Raw genomic sequence first — 19,959 nt, 5'->3', positions numbered from 1 at the left:
GCTTAATAAGGTTTACTACCCAAACGGACACGCGTACGCGTGAATCCTTGTATTTGACATTGATCGAATATCTCTATTACCGTATTTACGGGTACAGTCCGGTAAGCCGCCACATCGATGGCTATTTCCGTACCTTCACTGTTGCGGAGTTCTGTAAGGAAAGTATTCAGATCAGAAATCGGCACATAGTGGTTCTCACCAGTATACGCATCATGTCCTACTACCTGATACACATTTTTCTCCTCATCCACTGCTATGATAACAGCTTCCTCTCCGGCACGAGTAGTAGACAAGCTGGAAGTCATTGAAGGAAGTGATAAAGGTATTTGCATTTCCCACTTCTTCATCATAGTAGTCACAAGGAAGAAGATCAGTAGCAGAAAGACGCAGTCTATCAAGGGCGACATCTGCACCTCTACTTTGTCTTCTTCATCATAGTTTAGTCTCATGCTTTTCCTCCTTACTCCCCGGTGTGTTCATATCCGTCGAATCTCCTTCCAGATAGAGAGTAGTAATTACATTTTCAACTTCTACTTCCACCAAAGAAGCCAATTTCATAATACGATTTTTAATAATGAAATACAAAGCAATGGCAGGAGCTGCGATGATCAAACCGGCAGCAGTCGTAATCAAAGCTTTTGAAATAGAATCGGACAATATAGAAGCACCGCCTTCGTCACCATACAATGCTACCAGACCAAACGCTTCGATCATACCGACAACTGTTCCCAGCAAACCGATAAGGGGCGACAGGGAAGCTATGACTGACAAAGGATATATGCGTGACAAATGTGTACGGATATCACGTGCGGCCATATCACCAGCTGTCTGGCTGACAGCTTCTCTTCCGGCTTTCACATGCTCGAAAATAAAACGCAGCGAATTTCCTAATGTGGAAGGGTATTTATCACAGGCTGCAATCGCACCTTTCAAATCTCCTTGTGCAAGGCATTCGCTGACTGTTTTACGCAGTCCTTTTGGTGCCAGTCTTCCTTCTCTTGAAGTTAGCAAGCGTTGCAAAGCTATTACTAAGGCAAGCAATCCAAGCAAATACAACGGATACATCATGAATCCTCCCGCTTTAATCTGTGCAGCCCAGTCAATCTGTACCCCTTGCGGTTGTTCATCCTCATTAGTTGTTCCCTCTTCATATACCAGCCCTTCCTCTTCTCCATCAACGGGTACCGGAGTTGCAATTTCGCTCGGAAGTACTTTCGGAGCATTCTTTATATCATCCTGTGTCTTAGCGAGAAAGATTTCATCAAATCCTGCATCACGCCTCTCCGGGCAGATAAAAGAAATACCGGTCAACGTAATATTACCAAAATCTTTCCATAAGTCCCTGGTCATCACCATCCAGTGTCCCGGTAGCTCACCGAGATTAAGACCTTCCATCGGATTTATCAAATCCTTGGACTTACCGGCTATATAAGTAAAATCATATTTCTTGCCTTTTTGATTTGCAGACTTTTCGGAAACATGAAATTTCATTCCAATTTGATCACCTCCCCATTTTACCCAGGCAAAAGTGATATAGCGAAACTCACCCGGTCCCGGATTCTCGCGAATAGGAATGGATAGCCCGGTCAACTCTGCCGGACTTTTAGAGGCTCCTACATATATATAATTTTCTGATTTTTTAGAGTATCCCCCATCACGGACAAATTTATTATCCTGAGCTTTCCACTGCGCCCCGTCCGGTATTTTAGTACTAAAGATTTCATATAATCCTTTACCGGATCTACTATTTGTTTGGGCTGAGAGCGGATAAGTGAAAAACGTTATTACTCCTAAAAGAAGTATACTCAACGTACCTTTTCTAAAAAGTTTTTTCATCTTTGTGCAATTCATGTCTATTCTATTATTTATTAAAATTTAAAAGCCACCGCAAATCATCGAATGATTCACAGTGGCAAAGTTGATAAAAATAGAAAAGAAATGAGTACTCAAATCATTCAAAATACTCCAATTCCTTAAAATGATACAAAATAAAGAGTTCAAAAATCACTCAATAGGTTTAAAAATAATCCATTACCAGAAATTTCCAGCTGTTTTTTATCTGCTATATCAGGTTTTGTATCTATTTTCCTGACACTACCATCCTGACATATTGTGGAGGTAAATAATTATATATAGAGCCATTTTCAAAAGAGGCAGTTTCTAAGGTGGGGGTTCTAAAGTTTATAGTTTCAGCATGGTATCCTTTAGGAACAATCAATTTTAAATACAAACCAGATATGTATCCATTTTTCACACCCTTCTCTCTTCTATCATAGAAATCACACATAATTAGCTTCACTTTTGTCTGGGACAAGTCCAATACTTGCAATGGACAATTTAAAATATTCAACGAATACAAGTTGACATTTGAATGCAAATCAAGCTGAGATATAGCATTACTACTACAATCCAAAACCTCCAAATATATATTTGCACTAAGATCAATTGTTTTTAGTCTGTTATCAGCACAATTTAATTCTTTTAAATAAGGGTAGTCACTAAAAACCGGAATTGCTTCTTCTGATATTTCTTTAATAGAAAGTTTACGCAGCGAACCTCCTTCCACATTCTCTTTTTGCTCAGGGAGTATCAATTTCTTCAATAAACGATAATCATTCCCTTCTTGGCGTATCCACTCATATCCCTGCAATCCGCAAGTTAAAAATTCCATCTTTAGGTTAGCACTAAAATCCAACTCTCCAATATAATTTGCTTCACAATTTAGTTCCCGCAATTCTTGATTATGTGATGTTTCAAGTGCTTTTAGCTTATTCCAACTACAATTTATTTTTCTAAGATGCGGTGATCGACTAATATCCAATTTCTCCAGATTATTATCCGAACATTCAAGTATACTTATTCCTTCTGTATTCGATCGGTTATCCGGAAGAATCAACTTAGATAATATCCCGGCACGACCTCCTTCCGAAAGTAATCCTTTATTTCTTTGAGATTTAACAATAACCGTTCGAAGTTGTTTATTATGACTAAGATCCAATTCTATCAGTCGGTTATAAGTACAATCTAAAGTTCTTAATTGAATATTCTTTTTCAAGTCTATCGTATTCAAATCACAACTTCTACAACTTAAATTCGTGAGATTTTTACAACCACTTATATCCAGTTTCGGAAGGTAGATTTGTATAATTTCCAACTCACGAAGTTCTTTAAATCTAGAAAAATCAGGAATACACTCCAATGTATCAGTCCGATTTCCCACCAACTTTAACCGACGTAGAGAAGAAAAATACTCAAGGCCTTTTAATGAGGTAATTTCATGTCTCGTAGTTTTCGCTCTATTCACGTCATTATTAATCCATAAACTGGTTTTCAGCTCCAAATCCTCCACGTAATCAATATCCGATAATAAAATAGAGCTGGTATCAGCTATAATCTTCATTTGGAACAACGCTGCTTTAAGCATCGGATCAAATTTATCTGCCACATTCTTATTATCAGAAGAGTTCAATATGTCTGCCCGACTACTCACACCCATCAATAATAAACTTACTATTAAAATAATGTTTTTCATTTTCTATTAAATTTTATGTTGTCCATAATCAAACATCTCTCTACTTCACCTTTTTACATGAGATGAATTATCATTCGCAAGATAAGAAGAAAAAACGAAAAAGAAAAGGAAAGAGTGTCCCCAAAAAGGATACAATTTTTCATCCCAAATAAGCAAATCTCCTTTCCTCCCTTCACCCTTCACAACTCCCTCTGGCACGACGATTGCGGGTGAAGGTCTCCTGTTCACCATCCGCTTCACCTCCCATCAGACGGAGACTACCCGATACACATTCCCAAACTTGGTATGCTTACGTTCTATCCCCACTGCTATCAGTATTTGTGCCAAACTCGCCGGATTTGCCCCACGCATAGCTGCCGGATTTATCTTCTTCAATCGCTGAAAGATATCAGCAGACGAAAGAAGTTCACACCCTTCTCCTTTTTCTGCCGCCCGATAACAGGAACGCAATACGTCTTCCACAGGTCCCTGACGATAGAACGTCATGTTACTTTGCTGCAATTCCGTCTCTTCCTCTTTTGTAAACCAATAATGTTCACCCGCCAAAATCTCCGCTTTCAATTGAGCATAAAGTTGTGCATAGTCAATCCCCTCACAATCGATAGGATACTCTACCAGCACACAAATAAACCTGCGACTACCAGTCGGGTCAGTCAATAAATCTTTTCGATTCGATGTCCCGATAAAAGATGCTATACGAGGTAGCGAGCGATAATTTTTCTGATAAGCTTTGCACAGGCTTAATGAAGCCATCTGCATCAGATTCTTCAATAACGGCATTTTCGTCGGAGCATATTTATCAAACTCATCCAGATTGAGAAGTCCCATCTCCGCCAATCTCCGTTCTATATGCCCTTGACTGGTTAAATCCACCTTATCCATATAATAACGCTGAAGCGCAGGAGGAAGTAGCGATTTGCAAAAGGTAGACTTTAAATATCCTTGCTCCGTACTGATAAGCAAAGGCGCCACACTATTGGCATGACTTCCCGTAACCCCCATCCATTGTGCTGTCATACCCCGCATCCATATATGGAATTCTTTCACCCACAATTGGTCTCTCGAAACTCTGCGTGCCAAAGCCGCCAAACGGTCCACTCCATCCCATACCGGCAATTCTTCCAAATAAAGTTTGAAAGGATGATACTCTGCAATACGGGTGGAGAAAATACAGCGTGAAAGATCACGATCCCAACAAGAAATACCTGATTCGTGAGCTTCCAGGCAGAATGTATTTAAGACACGCTGATTCACAGGTGCAAATCCTTCCTCCATTCGTTCCAACAAACGATATTCCGTTTCTTCTGTCAGCACATTGTAGCGGAAATCATAGCGGGATTTTAAAAAAGTATCTACGCTCTCAGTTAGTGACTTCACTTTCGATGAGTCTTTTTCTTTAGACGATGATACCCCCTTAATCGACTGAATAATAGTATTGACAGGTGCTACACTTTTTGTATCCCCTATTCCCGTTTCATCTTGTTTTGAAAGACACTTCATCAATTTTTGCCAAAAGGCAAACCAACCATTTTTTTGTTCCATTTTCTTCTTTTTTTTATGATTAATGGATGCGAATATAATATCAAAAAAAAGCCATTTGCAACTTTTCATCCTATTCATTTTTTGAAAACCAGACTTATCATTAATATCCTATCATTTCTTGTTTATCATACTATTAAACCTTATCTTTGTCACCGACAAATTATATTTATCACAAATGTGATAAGATATTATCACTATTATGATAAAATTACATCATTATTGTGATAAGATCTTATCATAGTAATGATAAGTATAAAATATCAGCACTAAAAACAAGAAATCATTTAAAGATAAAGCAGAAATGGCAGTACAATTTGAATTATATAAGACTCCGATGCCAAAGGAGAAAAAGAACAAGACGCGTTATCATGCCCGTCCGGTAAGTTTTGAGACCGTCAATACCGAGAAACTGGCTTATCGCATCCATGATCGCTCCACATTAAGAGTATCGGACATTATTTCAACCTTGGAAGAACTGAAAAATGAAGTAGCTCAGTGCCTCCTGGAAGGTAAAAAGGTGCATGTCGATGGATTAGGATCCTTTCAGGTCACTCTTTCCTGCGAAGAAGAAATACGTAACCCGAAAGACAAACGTGTGCACCGGGTAAAATTGAAAGCTATAAAGTTTAAAGCTGATAAAGAATTGAAAGGGGAATTGTGTCACATGAAATTCCAGCGTTCTAAAATCAGACCGCACTCCGCCAATTTATCAGAAGTAGAAATAGACATGAAACTAACTGAATATTTTGCTGAAAATCAGATTATCACCCGGAAAGATTTTCAATATCTCTGCGGAATGACGCAAATCACTGCATATCGCCATATCAAGAGGTTAATGGCAGAAAAGAAATTGCAAAATAAAGGGACGATCTATCAACCGATATATACTCCGGTTCCGGGTAATTACAGGGTATCGGTGGATTTAAAATATAAAGAACAATGAAAGAGCCATGAAACAGGTAGCCCTTCACCCGCTCTTCCCCATTTGATAAGGGATGTAGAGAGAAGGTGAAGGGCTGATAAATTATACAGAACTATTCCGTATTAACTATGGTTTCAAATAATTTTCCAAAGGTTCCATAGACAATTCATCTTGATTTGCTCCCCAACAATAATAAGGCTTTTTATCCTTAAAGAAACATATATGAGGATAAGTATTTTCTCGAGTTAAAATAAAAAATGTCCCATCATCAGAATGCTCTCTAGCATATTCAAACTTCTTTGTTTCATTTTTCTGCGGTGTAAACGACATAATTTCCCATCTTTCCGCTTCTGTCCTCTTTATACTACTTTCTACCATCTTGTCCGCAGCTTCCTTCCCAAACACTTCAACATATCCTTGATAATAACTTTTCGGATTCGTGTCTTTCATAAAGTTTTCAGCATGATATATAGCATAAAAATATATTGTTTCCCCATTATCATTCTGCCCATAAAAACAAGCAAACTTTTCTGGAATTCTAAATACCTTTTCTGAATCGTTCACTAAATATAATCTTGAAGGCGAATCAATAACCGGTACAAACTTTATAGTGGACTTCATCAAAGTTAAGGACAAGGATGAATCATTCCATCTCCCTGCAATATTCATGTTTAATCGTTCAAGTATGGTATCCTGAACATTTTTATTAATCTCCTCTACAAGCAGTTTGTTTTGGGGTGTAAGTTGACTGATAGCTTGAGTAATCATCTTATCTCTTTTTATAACTTGCTTGGAAGTGCCATCGACATACACTTGTTCGCTACATGAAAGTAATAGTATCTGGACAAGAAATAGGATTGATAATTTAATTGTCTTCATAATATTTCTTACAGATGTCTTTTATGATTGATAAAAAACTATAATCACAACTTTATTAATTGAGTGAGAAGAGTACCGACATAAATATTTAATCGATACTCCTCCATTAATTCCAGCATCAAACAAAGTTTTCTTTTTTCGTCAAATTATTCCGTATCCACCTCTTCGCGCCATTCTTCTGAAAGCGCATAGTTATTGATAAACACGTATCCATCTAATGTGGATGGCACCGAGATGCCTAACCAATAGAGAATTTGCGGTACTATCAGCGTATTCTCAACACAGATTCTTTCAGCATTGACATTGGTAGGCAATGTATTTGCAAACATGGCAGAAGCTTTCTGTTCGATAATCGGAGAACTGCTTGTTTTATCTTTAATATAATACATATTGAGTCCACCTTGTATCTGATTTTTAATTACTAATGTATCCTCCTCTAATTTCTCAAGTTGCTCTGTTGGCTTGAATTTCCAATAGCCGAGCATATCACTAGAAGGTTCAATATCAATTTCTCCCGATAGTTGCAAAAATTCTCTTTCAGCAAGATCCTTTTTCCATAGACGTACTTCCGATATATAATAGGAAGTTGGCACAGAATAACCACCTATCGCCAAAAGGCTTGAATCCGGAGCCAATCCTTGGGTATCCGTAGTTCCAGATCCCTGCAACTTACCATCTAAAGTAATGAGCCAATTTCTCCTTCCGGAGGCAGCGGAACTTATGCTAACACCATAGTGATGCCATTTAGAATCATTGTATCCGGTAATAGCTTGCTCAAGAGCAGGACCTTCCTTAGGATTTGTTCTCATGGATACAGTTCCTCTCTGCCTATATAGTCCCCAGCCGGCTTTTCCAAGTATGCGATCCCAATTGTTACCATTATATGTACCGTCCTGCCTAGGAACCATACGCATTATGATCTCCATAGAAAATGCATCCATACCTAAAGAATAATATTTACCTATACTATCAAAAACGACAGCCTTGTATTCATTCTGAGAATCAAAATATGCACCGTATAGTCTATTACCATTCAATTGTTTTTCCGTATAATGATTGTAGTAAAACAGACCAAACGTGTTACGCTCCACTTCCGAAGTGCCACCATAACGACCATCAGCCGATCCACCGTGATTGGAAGTTACAACAATAAGCCAGTCTTCGTAAAATGCATTCTCACGGGCATCAATCGCCGACAAAAATTCACCAATGTATCCGTCTATAGCTTCAAGTGCACTGACATAAGCGGCGTTGTCCGCTTTGAATCCCCCACTCTTCCCAGCCTCCAACATTCCTGAAAAATCGGCCAGAATGAATGTGTAATCTTCATTCGCAATATGATTGAGAACCACATCCCGAGTTTGAACGTCATTTTCTGAAGTAATGGTAGTCTTAGCATTGTTAAGCATATTTTTGTTCAGTTTCGCCCAAGGTGTCACACACAATGAAAGCATATTCACGTCATTATTCGAAATATAGCTAATAATGTTTTGATAGTGAATTACCTTTTCATTCGGATTGTTCGGATTGTACTCCACATTAGCAGTATAAGATTCATCGGTTATACTGTGCTTTTCGGGTATGACCCCAGTGAGCATGGTTGCCCACGTTACAGGGTCTTCGTTCCTCTCGACAGACAGGGTTCGATTGTCACTAACTCCTGTCCACGAATATTTACTATTTTTCAACATCTTAGCAATGGCACCATCGGCAGGAAGGGAGTTCTTCACCACTTCACCAACCGCACCATCTATATTTATCCATAATACTTTACGATGGATTTTGGTAGATATGCCGGTATCTATAGTTCCATCGTCTGCTATTTCAGCAGGTGTATCGTATTCCGTGCAAGCATAGTTAAATGCCAGGACACAAACAACAAGCAAGCTGTATGTGAGAATATTTAATAGTTTATTCATCTGATATAAATTTACGGTTTATAATAAAATGTACCAAACTCGGTAAACGACTGTACTCTGAACCTAAAACGAGACATATCTGTTTCATTCCAGTTATCATTACGATTAGGTTCAGGAAGTTTTATACGCAGATATCTCACTTGTTCTTTTGACGGAAAATCATAGAAACCCTCACTTTTAATATTGGGCAACTCGGGATGTGCAATGGAATCAATCTGCACAATTTCCCTCCAAACTATATTTTCGTCAAGCGGATCATTAATAATATCCTGATTGACAGGAGTCTCGATAATCAGCTTAGTTGCCGCAAAGTCTGAGTTGTTGCCAGCCAGAAATACACCATTAACATCTGTCGTCTCTTTCATATCAATAAACAAATAATACGGAAGTGGCGGAGTACTTGTATCGTTGTTGTAATATGAAGTCCATCCTGTTGATTTGTCGCTGTCCAGCAATCGGTCCGGCGACTGCCCTGAATTAAAGTTATCGCTTCCATTTGCATCCAGTGCATAAATCTCCCAGTCAGCTCGATTATGACGGTAGTGATACCCGTTACTTGGGAAATCAACCACACCACTTGATGGATTTTCTGCCAGAGGCGAGTATTTCCATATGGCTTTATCCATCAGCGGATATTTCGATGCATAACTACGGGCTTCGTCTGTCAGCGAATAGCCCCAATGCTCAAAGAATGGTGAAAAATCTTCCTTAAAATAGTCACATAAAGCCTTAAAGAAATAGGTAGAAGTAGAATGATCTATGGAAATTTTATCTTTAATCATACGGTTCAACTCTATATAAAAAGCCCAATCGTCATCTTTGTAGTTAGCTAATTGAACGAGGCTTGCCAATGCGTATGTCGGCCGTACTTCCGACTTTATATCAGATACAAACCAGCGGCTACTATCGGTATCTGCATATGCCAATGCTTTGGGGAATTGCTCCGCAATGCTACTGCCTTCTTCCGGGAAAATCGGTCCCATCGGATACCCATCCTCTCTTAATCCTTTCTCAGCCATGCGATATAGGGGAATTGCTTTTACCGCATCAGATACTTCGCTCCACCAGGGTGATTTTATATCTCTGAAAGAGTAATTTCTATATAACGCATTAAAAATAGCAACAGAATTACCGGATTTCAACGTTTGATAGCTAGCCAGCTCATTCAACAGATAATTTGTATTCAATGCCACTACACCATAATCGGCATTACGAATATACAGATTGTCCAACAACTCCACATCCAGCACCACACGCTCAGGAAAATCGGGAGCACGCATTGAAAAATCCTGTGCCCCAACCTGCAAACTGTAATAGTTATAATAATAGGTCTCGACAGCATTGTCCCATGCTTCCAGTGTGTTCGGCATCTTTTCAGCAATGATAGGATCATCATTTATCATATCCAATAATCGCTCACGCTGAACGGAAAAAGCGACATGCCGGCCACGCAACTCGAGCCACGGTACAGTCGTTGTACGCAACTGCTCAACCCACGCTGTTACATCAGTAGAACCGACAATAAAATCAGGCGAACGATAAGCCCCGTTAATCTCCATAACAAAATCCGCACTACCATTCACATCCTTGCTTTTTTCGATCCATATCATACCTCCCAAAGGATTACGAATCGTGTTTTTTCCCGGGAACAGTTGCTTCGAAGTAGTAACTACCGGCAAACGCAAGTAGGGAGAAATATCCGTCAAATCATCTAAATGAGAACCGATGATAACCGTCAACCCCATAGTGTTGTCATTAATGGTTATAGTAATCAATTCACCTGCTCCGGCATAAAGCCCGGTGCTGTATATCGGACGAGGAACTTGTTGCACGTCCAGATCGTATGCAGGAATGTATCTCTTGCTTAAATCAAGCGCAAGCAGTGTATTGACAGTATTATCGACTAAAGTATCTACCAAACCTGGAAAAATACGGGCACTTTCATACATACTGACATCGATTCCTTCACCTGTTACTATGGTTACATTGGTAGAATCGGCGGTATCATCCTCTGTCCCGCTTTCGATATCATATTGATAAGCAATGTTGCAGCTTCCCATAAAAAACATACAGGAAATGAATGACAGCAAAACTGCATAGTCGGCTTTTAGTTTATTAAAGCATTTCATATTGCATTCTAATTTAATTATTTAAAGAAACGTAATCTAATGCCCAGCCTTCACCATCGAAATTCCAGGAAGAATCAACCGGCTCTCCAAACCACTGAAAAATCTGATAGGATAAATCGACTGTATTAAGAACCGTTTTATAGTAGGAATCGTCTATAAGTGGGCATACCTTATCCGTTACAATACTCTCCTGCCTGCGCGTTACGTAATCATCGGTAGGCGCAAACGTACCAACCGGTTTATTGAAGTATAATCTTTTATCTTTTGATGTATATTTCGAATAATCTTCCAAATAAGATAATCCGATATCATCTTCGCGATCGTTGGGGTAATAACCCACCAGATTATTCCAATACGGATATAATTCACCCAAAAGGTCCAGTTTTGTAGTACAATGATACTCCGCAATAATATCAGCAGGTAGAGCAACGTTGTAAAACTGGAGATCGTTTATATATAGATTTGCCTGACTAGGTCTGTCCGGAGAAAACGTATGTCCGATGGCAAGAGGCGCATCTGTCCACATATCTTTACTGCCGTCTATCTTACATCCCATCTGATACTTACCGTCAAGATAAAATAAGATGGAGTCACCTTTCTGGGTATCATCAACCTCTTTTATAACTAGCGTATAAGAATGCCATGATCCGTCACGTCTCGTAGATGGTAAGCGGAAAACCGAAGAACCCTCTTTAAAATTAGCAGCAAATTCGACTTGCGTATTATTAGAAAACATTAGCTGCCAACCTGTACCTGCTTTTTGGTATCTTTTCGATATTATATTTCTATTACCCCAAGGGTCGCCGTGCTTATCAAACATTTTAAACTGAATGGTATATCCACTTTTATCCACCTCTTCATCCGGATTGGAACTCCATCGTTTACCCATATTAAAAAACTCGGTATTTCCAGTCATAACGGCATTTGTTGTCGCTTTTTGTCCGGGACCGACGAAATAAGGACTATAGAATTTGTATTGTAGTTCATCCGAGCCCGGCCTTTGCAACAATTTGGATGCAAACCGACTGTTATAGAGCATCATGAAAGAATTGAGACGCGGATCATCATACAACGATGCCGGAGTTACATTACCTTCATAAACACCACCATAAGAAGATGTAATAACTACAAGCCAGTTTTCCTGAACGTAACGCGGACGCGCTTCAAGTGCTTTCATTATTTTACCGATGAAAGCATCTACATTGTAAATCGCATCAATAACCTCACTGGTAGGAGTTGTCTCATTGCTCCAGAATCCATGTTGCTCACCAGTCTGTTGAACACCGCCGAACTGTGCAACTACGATATCCGAGATTGTTTCACCATTGATTTCAGCAATAAGAGCATCAGCGGTTTCACTGTCGGCCGAAGTCTTTCTTTTAGTATCGGCAACACTCCCGAAAGCTCCGAAAAACTCCGTATCGGAAGAATAAAAGCTGACTTTTAGATTTTCATCCGCCTCTTTCAATCGTTGAAGAAAAGAAGGCGTTTCGAGTTCGTCAATTCCTTGATTGACATCAAGCCCGTTCTTTGTTGTTCCGGTCAGCAAATTTGCCCATCCACGTTCTTTACTTACCCCTTCTTCATTGTCGGCAAGTCCGTAAAAAGTAAACAAAGATTTATCCGTCATGGAGCGGATAACTGGAGCCTTTCGTGTATTGTACGCCTCATTAACGGCTATTCCGGATGCACCATCGATAACCACCATCAATACGTGTCCCGTAGTATATTCAGTACCCGACTCCGGATAATCATCAGTCAAAAGCCTTTCCATATCCTCATTGCACGAGAATGCAAATACAGCAAACAGGCAAAGCATTATATTTTTTATCAACTTTTCCATTGTATTTCATAATAAGTTATTCATAATCAACTTCTATCATCATCGCATTGCGAACCATATTACCATCAAAACGACTGAAATCACCAAGCAGCAGCAATCCGTTTGAATTGGTCGAAGTACGAGTTTCAATTACTTTGTAGAGTTCACCCTGGAAGATGCCCGGCACATTAAATTGTTGCAGCGCCTTTCCATCACGACCCAATATAAGGAAACCACGGCGAGTTACACCATCGTATTTCGTAAACGCACCTGAAACAACAATATTATCATTATCAAGCAGACAGGCAAAATTGGCCAATCCTCCTTCCATTTTTCCGATCTTGAAAATTTCATCACGTGTGCCATCATCATTCAACATAACTACACTCTGTGCAGGAATACCGTTGAACTCAGAAAACTCCCCAGTTATAAGGATTTTCTTTTTGTTTTTATTGTACCGGATTTTAGTAATACTTCCATTTGCGCCCGTACCGATGTTTCTCATAAAAGTTTCATCAAGGGTACCTTCGGCATTCAACTTCACAATATTCTTCACAGACTGTCCATCGAAACTGCTGAATGTCCCTACTATGACAATACCGTCACTTTCGACCATACAAGCATCTAAAATCTGCCCGATAACTCCTTCTGCATCCCTGCGATAGCTATCATCAAGTTCTCCAGTCCTTGACATACGCAATACACTCGCAACCTTCGAATAATCCAAAACCATACTCTCAGCATAGGATTTTTCGGTATTAATACGACAGTAGTTTGTAATATTTCCTACTGCTACCACCTTCTCATTGGAAGTTATAAATGTACGGACAGGCGCTTCAAGAGTTCCCCCGTTGAATACCGGTATCTTACAATTTATGCTTGTATTATTCTTTTTCGAAGGCAGCGCTACAGTTTTATAATACGAGGCTACTTCATTAGTAGCTATCGTGATGTTATTGACCGGCAACTTATCCCAGCCGTATTCTGAAAATTTACCCGACAGAAGAACCCTGTGGTCACTAGGAAAATAAGTAAATGAATTAAGGTAACATTCAATATCTGTCACTCCCGGATTGGCCAGATCAATGCCGGCTCCCTGACCAGGATCAAGTTTGAAGTCAGTTACCCATTTTCCCGATACAGAGCCGTCTGTCAAAACCATAGATATACAAGAAAACCTCTGCGAGCTATTTTCATTGTAGTAGGCCTGCATATAGTCGCCAACAGGATAATATACCCGTGCTTTTGAATAATGTTCCGCACAATCGTAAATAGGTCCCGAAGTGCCTTTAAAGCCGTATGACTGATCTATCTTAATATTTCCTAATACAGTGAGACGAGGTCCATAGAAAACCTGTTCTTTCAATACAATATAAGCCGTACCCGAACTAAGATTTCCAGGTACTTTCACGGTGATTGTCGTGTCGGTAGCAGTTACAATTTTAGTTTCTTCATCAGAAATATAGAACTTGAAATCGTAACGTCCTGATTGCGGATCACACCAGTTCAACATCCCTTTTGCTTTGAATACAACCGTATCATTGGGATAAGCGCTTTCCGGAGAAGGAGATTCAGCCAGCAAACCGATTCCAAGCGGAGCTTTTCCTCCACTGTACGGATCATCTTTAATATTGCTGTTCAGATCACTGTTACAGGATGTTACCAATAACGAAGTGAATACGGAGCAAACAATCATTAACGAATAGATGGTAATATGTTTCATTGTACTATCTTTATTTATAGTTAATTATCCGGTTCTGTTTCTATTGTCGCATTTATAGCTTTGGTAGCGAAAAGATATGGTTCAAAACCAAATGCATGATCGGTTAATCTGAGTACATGTACCACTCCGTTAGTCGGTTGTATATCAGATGTTGCTACATAAGCGTTTTTCATATCTCCTATAGTGAAATCATAGACATAAGAGTATATGATTTGTCTTGCACCGGCATATTTCACATTGTTTGCATCATAATAAACAACACCCATGTTCATAGGCTGCTGACCATAAGATAAAAATGCCTGTCCCGGATAGGCTGCTATGGCAGTCGTATCAATTTGAGGTATATCTTTCAGCAAATATTTATCTTTTACAATGTACATTGACAGCATTTCACGCCAGACTTCCGGTTTTATCTGACTAAAACTCTTGATGCTATCATGCCCCATACGATACCAAATACGGTTCAGATAATTAAAACTACCACGGATTGACCAATCGGTAGGTGCAAAAAAGGTAATTTGTTCGTCTTCAAAAACATCCTCCATACCGGACAGCCGGATGACTTCCACCAAATCTTTAAAATAATCGGGTCTTGATTCCAAATATTGCATCATATTCCCATTATAATAAGGGTTCGCTTTTCCACCATCAATTAAATAACTATCATCGGCACAATTGTACATGAGTACTGCCAAAAGGCAACATCCGACAATTTTCTTCCATAATTTGATATTATTTTTCATATCTATACATTTTAAGTTTATCAGAGTTACTCCCAAAATAAATTCAATCCAATCTGTGTGTTGTTTTTCAACGCATTACGATGAATAGGCCATGTCCATGCCCCCACATTGAAATTAGTACGCGTCATCGGATTCATACAATAGTTTCTGTTATACACCTTTCCTGTACGAACCAAATCATAATAGTAATGTCCTTCACCGATAAGCTCTCTGCAGCGTTCCCAGAAAATAGCATCCATCAGTTCACTACCCGAGGTATTTATTTCGGAAGCATGTGCCCTATTGCGGACCCGGTTGAGTAATTCGCAGGCTTTCGTATCGTTAGTCCCCAAAGCGGCAAGAGCTTCAGCATACAACAAAAGTGCACCTGCATAACGGAATACTATTTGATTGCCGGAGTTGGACGTAATTGTTCCGTTTCCATAAGTATCAATATTCCAAAATTTCTTGATTTCCTTAGGAGCAGAACTTGAAACCGAAGTAGAATATATCTTTTCGTCAAACCATAATTCTTTTCTCGCATCATCTTCATACATAGGGAACAGACTCATTAGATAATCTCCTGAATAACAGAACACTGGTGTATACTTGTTCAGACAGGAATAGGAAACATTATCAGAAAACTTTGCATTCATCATAAATATCTCATTGAAATTTATATTTTGTGCAATCTCAAACAAGCCTTCGTCTGACCCTCCTGCGAAAATCACGGAACTTCTATTTATATCAAGTAATGAATAAGCTCCATTATTACGTTCCAGTTCCTCGCCTAGCGAAACAACATTCCTATAATATTGCTCTTTATTTTGTGCATCAAACTGTACAAGCCACAAGTTTATATGCATCATCAGCGCAATGACAGAACCTCTGGAGGCTCTAATCCCTTTGCTCGAATAAGATGAATATGACCATGGTAGTACTTCCGCTCCCGGATCATCGTCAAGCAAAGGTTGTAAGTCAGCAAGGCAATTTTGCAAAACTATAACCATATTGGTTCTTGGCAAGGGAGCTTCATTATAGGCATTTGTATAATAAGGCACATCTCCAAAAGCCCTTACGATGAAGAAATAAGACAAGTTACGCATGAAAATAGCTTCTGCCTTAAAACGACTCCGTTTCAATCCATCCATACCGGGCACTTTGTCTATCTCAGCAAGCAGAATATTGGCATCCTGAATAGCAGTATAAAACACATCCCATTGCATTATTAAACCGCCCCTAGCATCATCGGGATATGTATTACGCAATTCACCCATATCGTTGTTAGCCAGATAAGCTACATATTTATCCCCAGTGCTGTAGGCTGTTATTGGAGCGCACCGCATATCTCCGCTATACGTAAGGAAAGGACGTTGTGACATTGTTGCATTCCGAAACGAATTGTATATGCTCAACAAAAAAGCTTCCGCATTCGTCTCATTTCCCTGCGCCCAAAAATCATCACCCGATAATTTATCTTCACTCTTATTTGCAAGCGAGTCACAACCGGCAAACAGGCAAGATACTATCAAAGTCATTATTAAAACTATATTTTTCATATTCTTCTATATTTAATCGTTCATCTAAAAATCCATTGAGACACCAAATGTCACAGTACGACCATTGGGATAACCACCGGATGTGTCATATCCCAAATTGTTTACATTTTCGGGATTGATGCCTGAATATTTGGAGAAAGTATAAATATTGTTCATACTAAAATTAAGCTGACATCGGCTGATCCTAAAAAAATCCAGCATTTTCTTTGGAATAGTATAAGCCACAGATATACCGTTAATTTTAAAATAAGAGCCATCTTCCATAAACAATGTCTGGTCGTATCTGAAAGGCTGAATAATACTTGAACGGGTATAATCAAACGGATTAGGATATTGGGCATAGATATTATCTTCTGTCCAGAAATTATATGCCTCAATAGGTGTTAAAGCTCCACTACCTGTAAGGTTCACCTTACCTGCTACAGGTGTTCCATAAGCCCTAAAACGGTCTGCCAGAGCCTTGTTGATAATATCACGTCTCAACGTAAACGAGCAGTTAGTGTTGATAGAAAACGCTTTATAACGAAGATTGATACTAATACCACCGGTCATTCGCGGCTGTGAATTACCTACAATCACCTTGTCTTTTTCATCGATGATATAATCACCATTTACATCCACCCAAATAGGGTCTCCCGCCTTAAAGTATGCTTGAGTAGAAGTATTCCCTCCCATCCGCAAGCGTTCTCCGGTCAGCGGATTAACAGGCACGTCTTCGTCAGTCGCATATACGCCTTTATACACATAGAGATAATTCCCCATCGCGTTAGAACCTAATTTATTCACCACTTCCGCATCACTGTTAATAATCTGCCGCACCTCGTTAGGCAGCTTTGCGATCACGTCTTTATTAATTGCCAGTGAAGTCGCTACATTCAAATCCCAATTACTTTGCCTTGACAACGGACGGACGTTCAACGAAAACTCCAATCCATAGTTAACCAGACTCGTTTTCGTACTTCTTACGGAATTAAAAGCATTGTGGTTAGCCAACTCTATCGAACTTAGCTGATTGTCAATTTGTTTGTAATACGCCTCGGCAACGAACATAATTTTATTATTAAGGAATGATAAGTCTGTTCCGAGATTCCATGATGTTGACGTTACCGGCTTCAAATCCGGATTCGGCATAGCGTTTTTATCAATAGGAATAATAGAAACTCCATTATAAGTATCTTTGCTCAGATTGTAACTTCCCCATATATCATAAATACTAGCTTTATAAGTGGTACTACGTCCCCAAGTTACACGAAGAGCTCCGGCATCCAGAAACTTCCATTTTTTAGCAAAAGATTCACGGCTGAAGTTCCAGCGAAATCCTAATGAAGGATTTATTGCCCATTTCGCCTGCGACCCATAAGATGAATTTATTTCAGGACGAATATTGGGAGTAAATACGTATTTCCCACCAGGCAGCGATAACTGAGGATCTATAATAAGTGCAAACGTATTCTTTTTATCTGAAAAATTCGACCTTCCAGCTGCCATGGACGGCATACCGGACGACCATATATGGTCACTTGCCAATCCATTCAGCATAATAAAGTTACCGCTATACTTTTCGGATGAAAGTTCAAAACCTCCCTGTAAATCAAAATTTACAATTCCCAATTTTACGGTTCTTGACAATAATGAACGAACATACATATTATAACTATATTCACTACCGTTATTCCAAGTAGCCCTATTGGCATTCAAAATACCCGGCGTAAATTTCTCATTCTCCACAGTTCCGTATTTATATCCTAAAGTACTTCTCCATCTTATATCAAATGGCAACAGATACATGATATTCATACTTGCATCATAGACTACATTCTGATTATCTGCCTGGACAGAAAAAACAGACAATGCAGAATTGGAAGCTGTATACATAGACGGTGGAGGCAACAAGGAAGAAGCTGCCGAACCTGCGGCTACGCCGGATTGTGAGAAAGCATTTCCGCTACCATTACTATTTCGGGTTAATGTAGTGGCAAGATTTAGATCCAAATGAAATCTATCATTAGGCTTATATCCTACTGCTGCCCTGATACCGTATCGGTTAAAGTCCGTGTTTTTCACAATTCCTTTTTCCGTATAATAGTTTGCATTGATCTTATAGTCAAATTTCTCATTAGGTTTACCAGAGAAACTAAGATTATGAGTTTGATTGTAAGTCGTCTGATAAAAGACACCCTGCCAATCCGTATTATTATTGTAATAAGGATTCAAGCTATCTGACAGTGCCTGCAATTTATGGATTTCATTATATCCATGATAGGCGGATGTATCATTTCCCAAAATTTGCATAATTCTGAGCGCTCTCTCCGCCCCGCCTGCAAGTACATCTCTCAACCTCGGTGGTGTTTTCACTACAAAGTTAGCCGAATAAGAAACTTTCGGTTTGGCTGTTTCTCCTCTTTTAGTTTCTATAAGAATTACTCCGTAAGCACCTTTTGAACCATACAGGGAAGTTGCAGCTGCATCTTTCAATACTTGAATATTCGCAATATCTTCAAGTGGAATCATAGCCAACGGACTGACTGTCGCACCTGACAGCAAACCAGCTGCATCATAGCCCGTTACGTCTTCCTGCGGTATACCGTCAACTACAAACAAAGGAGGAGTCAGCCCCATCATAAACTCGCCATCACCGGAAGATTGAACGGAAATATCCGAGACTCCTCGAATTGAAAAACTTGGAAGACCTCCGGGAGTACCATTATTCATCTGAATATTTAATCCGGGAACACGCCCTTGAAGCAACTCCATCGGATTAGCAACAGGAGTATTGACCAGATCTTCTGCTTTAATAACCGTAACCGATGCTGTTACCGCAGCCTTACTAACTCTTTTAAATCCGACTACAACTGTTTCATCAAGCATATTCTCTGTCGGACTCAGATATATTTGCATGCGTTCTGAAGGTTTAGTAACTTTGACTGAAAGACTGTCGAACGCCAGGAAAGAGAATACAAGTCGGTAACCACTCTTAACTTTTGTAGAGAATCGTCCGTTATCATCAGTTGTGGTTGAAAGCTGAGGCACAGTTTTTCCACTTTCATTTTTAACAATAACAGAAGCATAAGGCAATGTAGAATTATTGCTTTTATCTTTGACTACACCACTGACAGGAATATCCTGAGCCCGAACACCAACCGAGGTGACGACAATCGCCATAGCCAACAAGCCATATTTAAATATATTTCTCATATTAGAATCATGGTA

13 protein-coding genes are annotated in these 19,959 nt (G+C 39.4%); 1 reads left to right on the top strand and 12 read right to left on the bottom strand.

The window, feature by feature from the left end:
* Positions 1-2: 2 nt before the first annotated feature.
* The 4 genes from ACHLI0_RS22955 to ACHLI0_RS22940 all read right to left on the bottom strand — a co-directional run bounded on the left by ACHLI0_RS22955 (position 3) and on the right by ACHLI0_RS22940 (position 5,074).
* On the bottom strand, positions 3-449 hold the full coding sequence (locus tag ACHLI0_RS22955; RefSeq protein ID WP_008760581.1) for an ExbD/TolR family protein: 447 nt from the start codon (positions 447-449) through the stop codon (positions 3-5).
* Positions 433-1,851, bottom strand: a complete 1,419-nt coding sequence (locus ACHLI0_RS22950; RefSeq protein WP_008766172.1) for a MotA/TolQ/ExbB proton channel family protein — start codon at positions 1,849-1,851, stop codon at positions 433-435. Before ACHLI0_RS22950 ends, ACHLI0_RS22955 begins: the two co-directional genes overlap by 17 nt.
* 229 nt (positions 1,852-2,080) lie before the next feature.
* Positions 2,081-3,532, bottom strand: a complete 1,452-nt coding sequence (locus tag ACHLI0_RS22945) for a leucine-rich repeat domain-containing protein (protein WP_008766173.1) — start codon at positions 3,530-3,532, stop codon at positions 2,081-2,083.
* Positions 3,533-3,778: 246 nt separating this feature from the next.
* The gene (locus ACHLI0_RS22940; RefSeq protein ID WP_055217554.1) at positions 3,779-5,074 is read right to left on the bottom strand and encodes a DUF3874 domain-containing protein; all 1,296 of its coding nucleotides are present in this window, start codon (positions 5,072-5,074) and stop codon (positions 3,779-3,781) included.
* 301 nt (positions 5,075-5,375) lie between these two features.
* On the opposite strand from ACHLI0_RS22940, the gene ACHLI0_RS22935 reads away from it, so the two are divergent.
* Complete coding sequence (locus tag ACHLI0_RS22935) at positions 5,376-6,017, top strand: HU family DNA-binding protein (RefSeq protein ID WP_490750107.1); 642 nt, start codon at positions 5,376-5,378, stop codon at positions 6,015-6,017.
* Positions 6,018-6,122: 105 nt separating this feature from the next.
* Here ACHLI0_RS22935 and ACHLI0_RS22930 read toward each other — a convergent pair whose 3' ends face one another.
* The 8 genes from ACHLI0_RS22930 to ACHLI0_RS22895 form a co-directional block, all read right to left on the bottom strand.
* Entirely contained in the window at positions 6,123-6,875 is a 753-nt protein-coding gene (locus ACHLI0_RS22930; RefSeq protein ID WP_008766176.1) for a hypothetical protein, read from the bottom strand.
* Between the two features lie 146 nt (positions 6,876-7,021).
* Positions 7,022-8,794, bottom strand: coding sequence for an alkaline phosphatase family protein (locus ACHLI0_RS22925; RefSeq protein ID WP_118307332.1), 1,773 nt, complete (start codon positions 8,792-8,794; stop codon positions 7,022-7,024).
* 11 nt (positions 8,795-8,805) lie between these two features.
* A complete protein-coding gene (locus ACHLI0_RS22920; RefSeq protein ID WP_048698526.1) occupies positions 8,806-10,923 on the bottom strand; it encodes a M60 family peptidase N-terminal accessory domain-containing protein in 2,118 nt (705 codons plus the stop codon).
* Between the two features lie 13 nt (positions 10,924-10,936).
* Positions 10,937-12,766 carry a LamG-like jellyroll fold domain-containing protein gene (locus ACHLI0_RS22915; protein WP_225720587.1) on the bottom strand — a complete coding sequence of 610 codons (1,830 nt, stop codon included), beginning with the start codon at positions 12,764-12,766 and terminating at the stop codon, positions 10,937-10,939.
* Positions 12,767-12,782: 16 nt separating this feature from the next.
* Positions 12,783-14,468, bottom strand: coding sequence for a DUF5124 domain-containing protein (locus tag ACHLI0_RS22910; protein ID WP_118337169.1), 1,686 nt, complete (start codon positions 14,466-14,468; stop codon positions 12,783-12,785).
* A gap of 20 nt (positions 14,469-14,488) precedes the next feature.
* Positions 14,489-15,211, bottom strand: coding sequence for a fasciclin domain-containing protein (locus ACHLI0_RS22905; protein ID WP_008766181.1), 723 nt, complete (start codon positions 15,209-15,211; stop codon positions 14,489-14,491).
* A 26-nt stretch (positions 15,212-15,237) separates the two neighbouring features.
* Positions 15,238-16,749: a RagB/SusD family nutrient uptake outer membrane protein gene (locus ACHLI0_RS22900; protein ID WP_048698522.1), complete on the bottom strand. Its 1,512-nt coding sequence runs from the start codon at positions 16,747-16,749 to the stop codon at positions 15,238-15,240.
* Positions 16,750-16,773: 24 nt separating this feature from the next.
* Complete coding sequence (locus ACHLI0_RS22895; protein ID WP_202572932.1) at positions 16,774-19,944, bottom strand: SusC/RagA family TonB-linked outer membrane protein; 3,171 nt, start codon at positions 19,942-19,944, stop codon at positions 16,774-16,776.
* Positions 19,945-19,959: the final 15 nt, after the last annotated feature.

The sequence above is a fragment of the Bacteroides sp. RCH18 genome (genome assembly GCF_058231005.1).
This window is presented reverse-complemented; position numbering and strand designations above follow the sequence as displayed.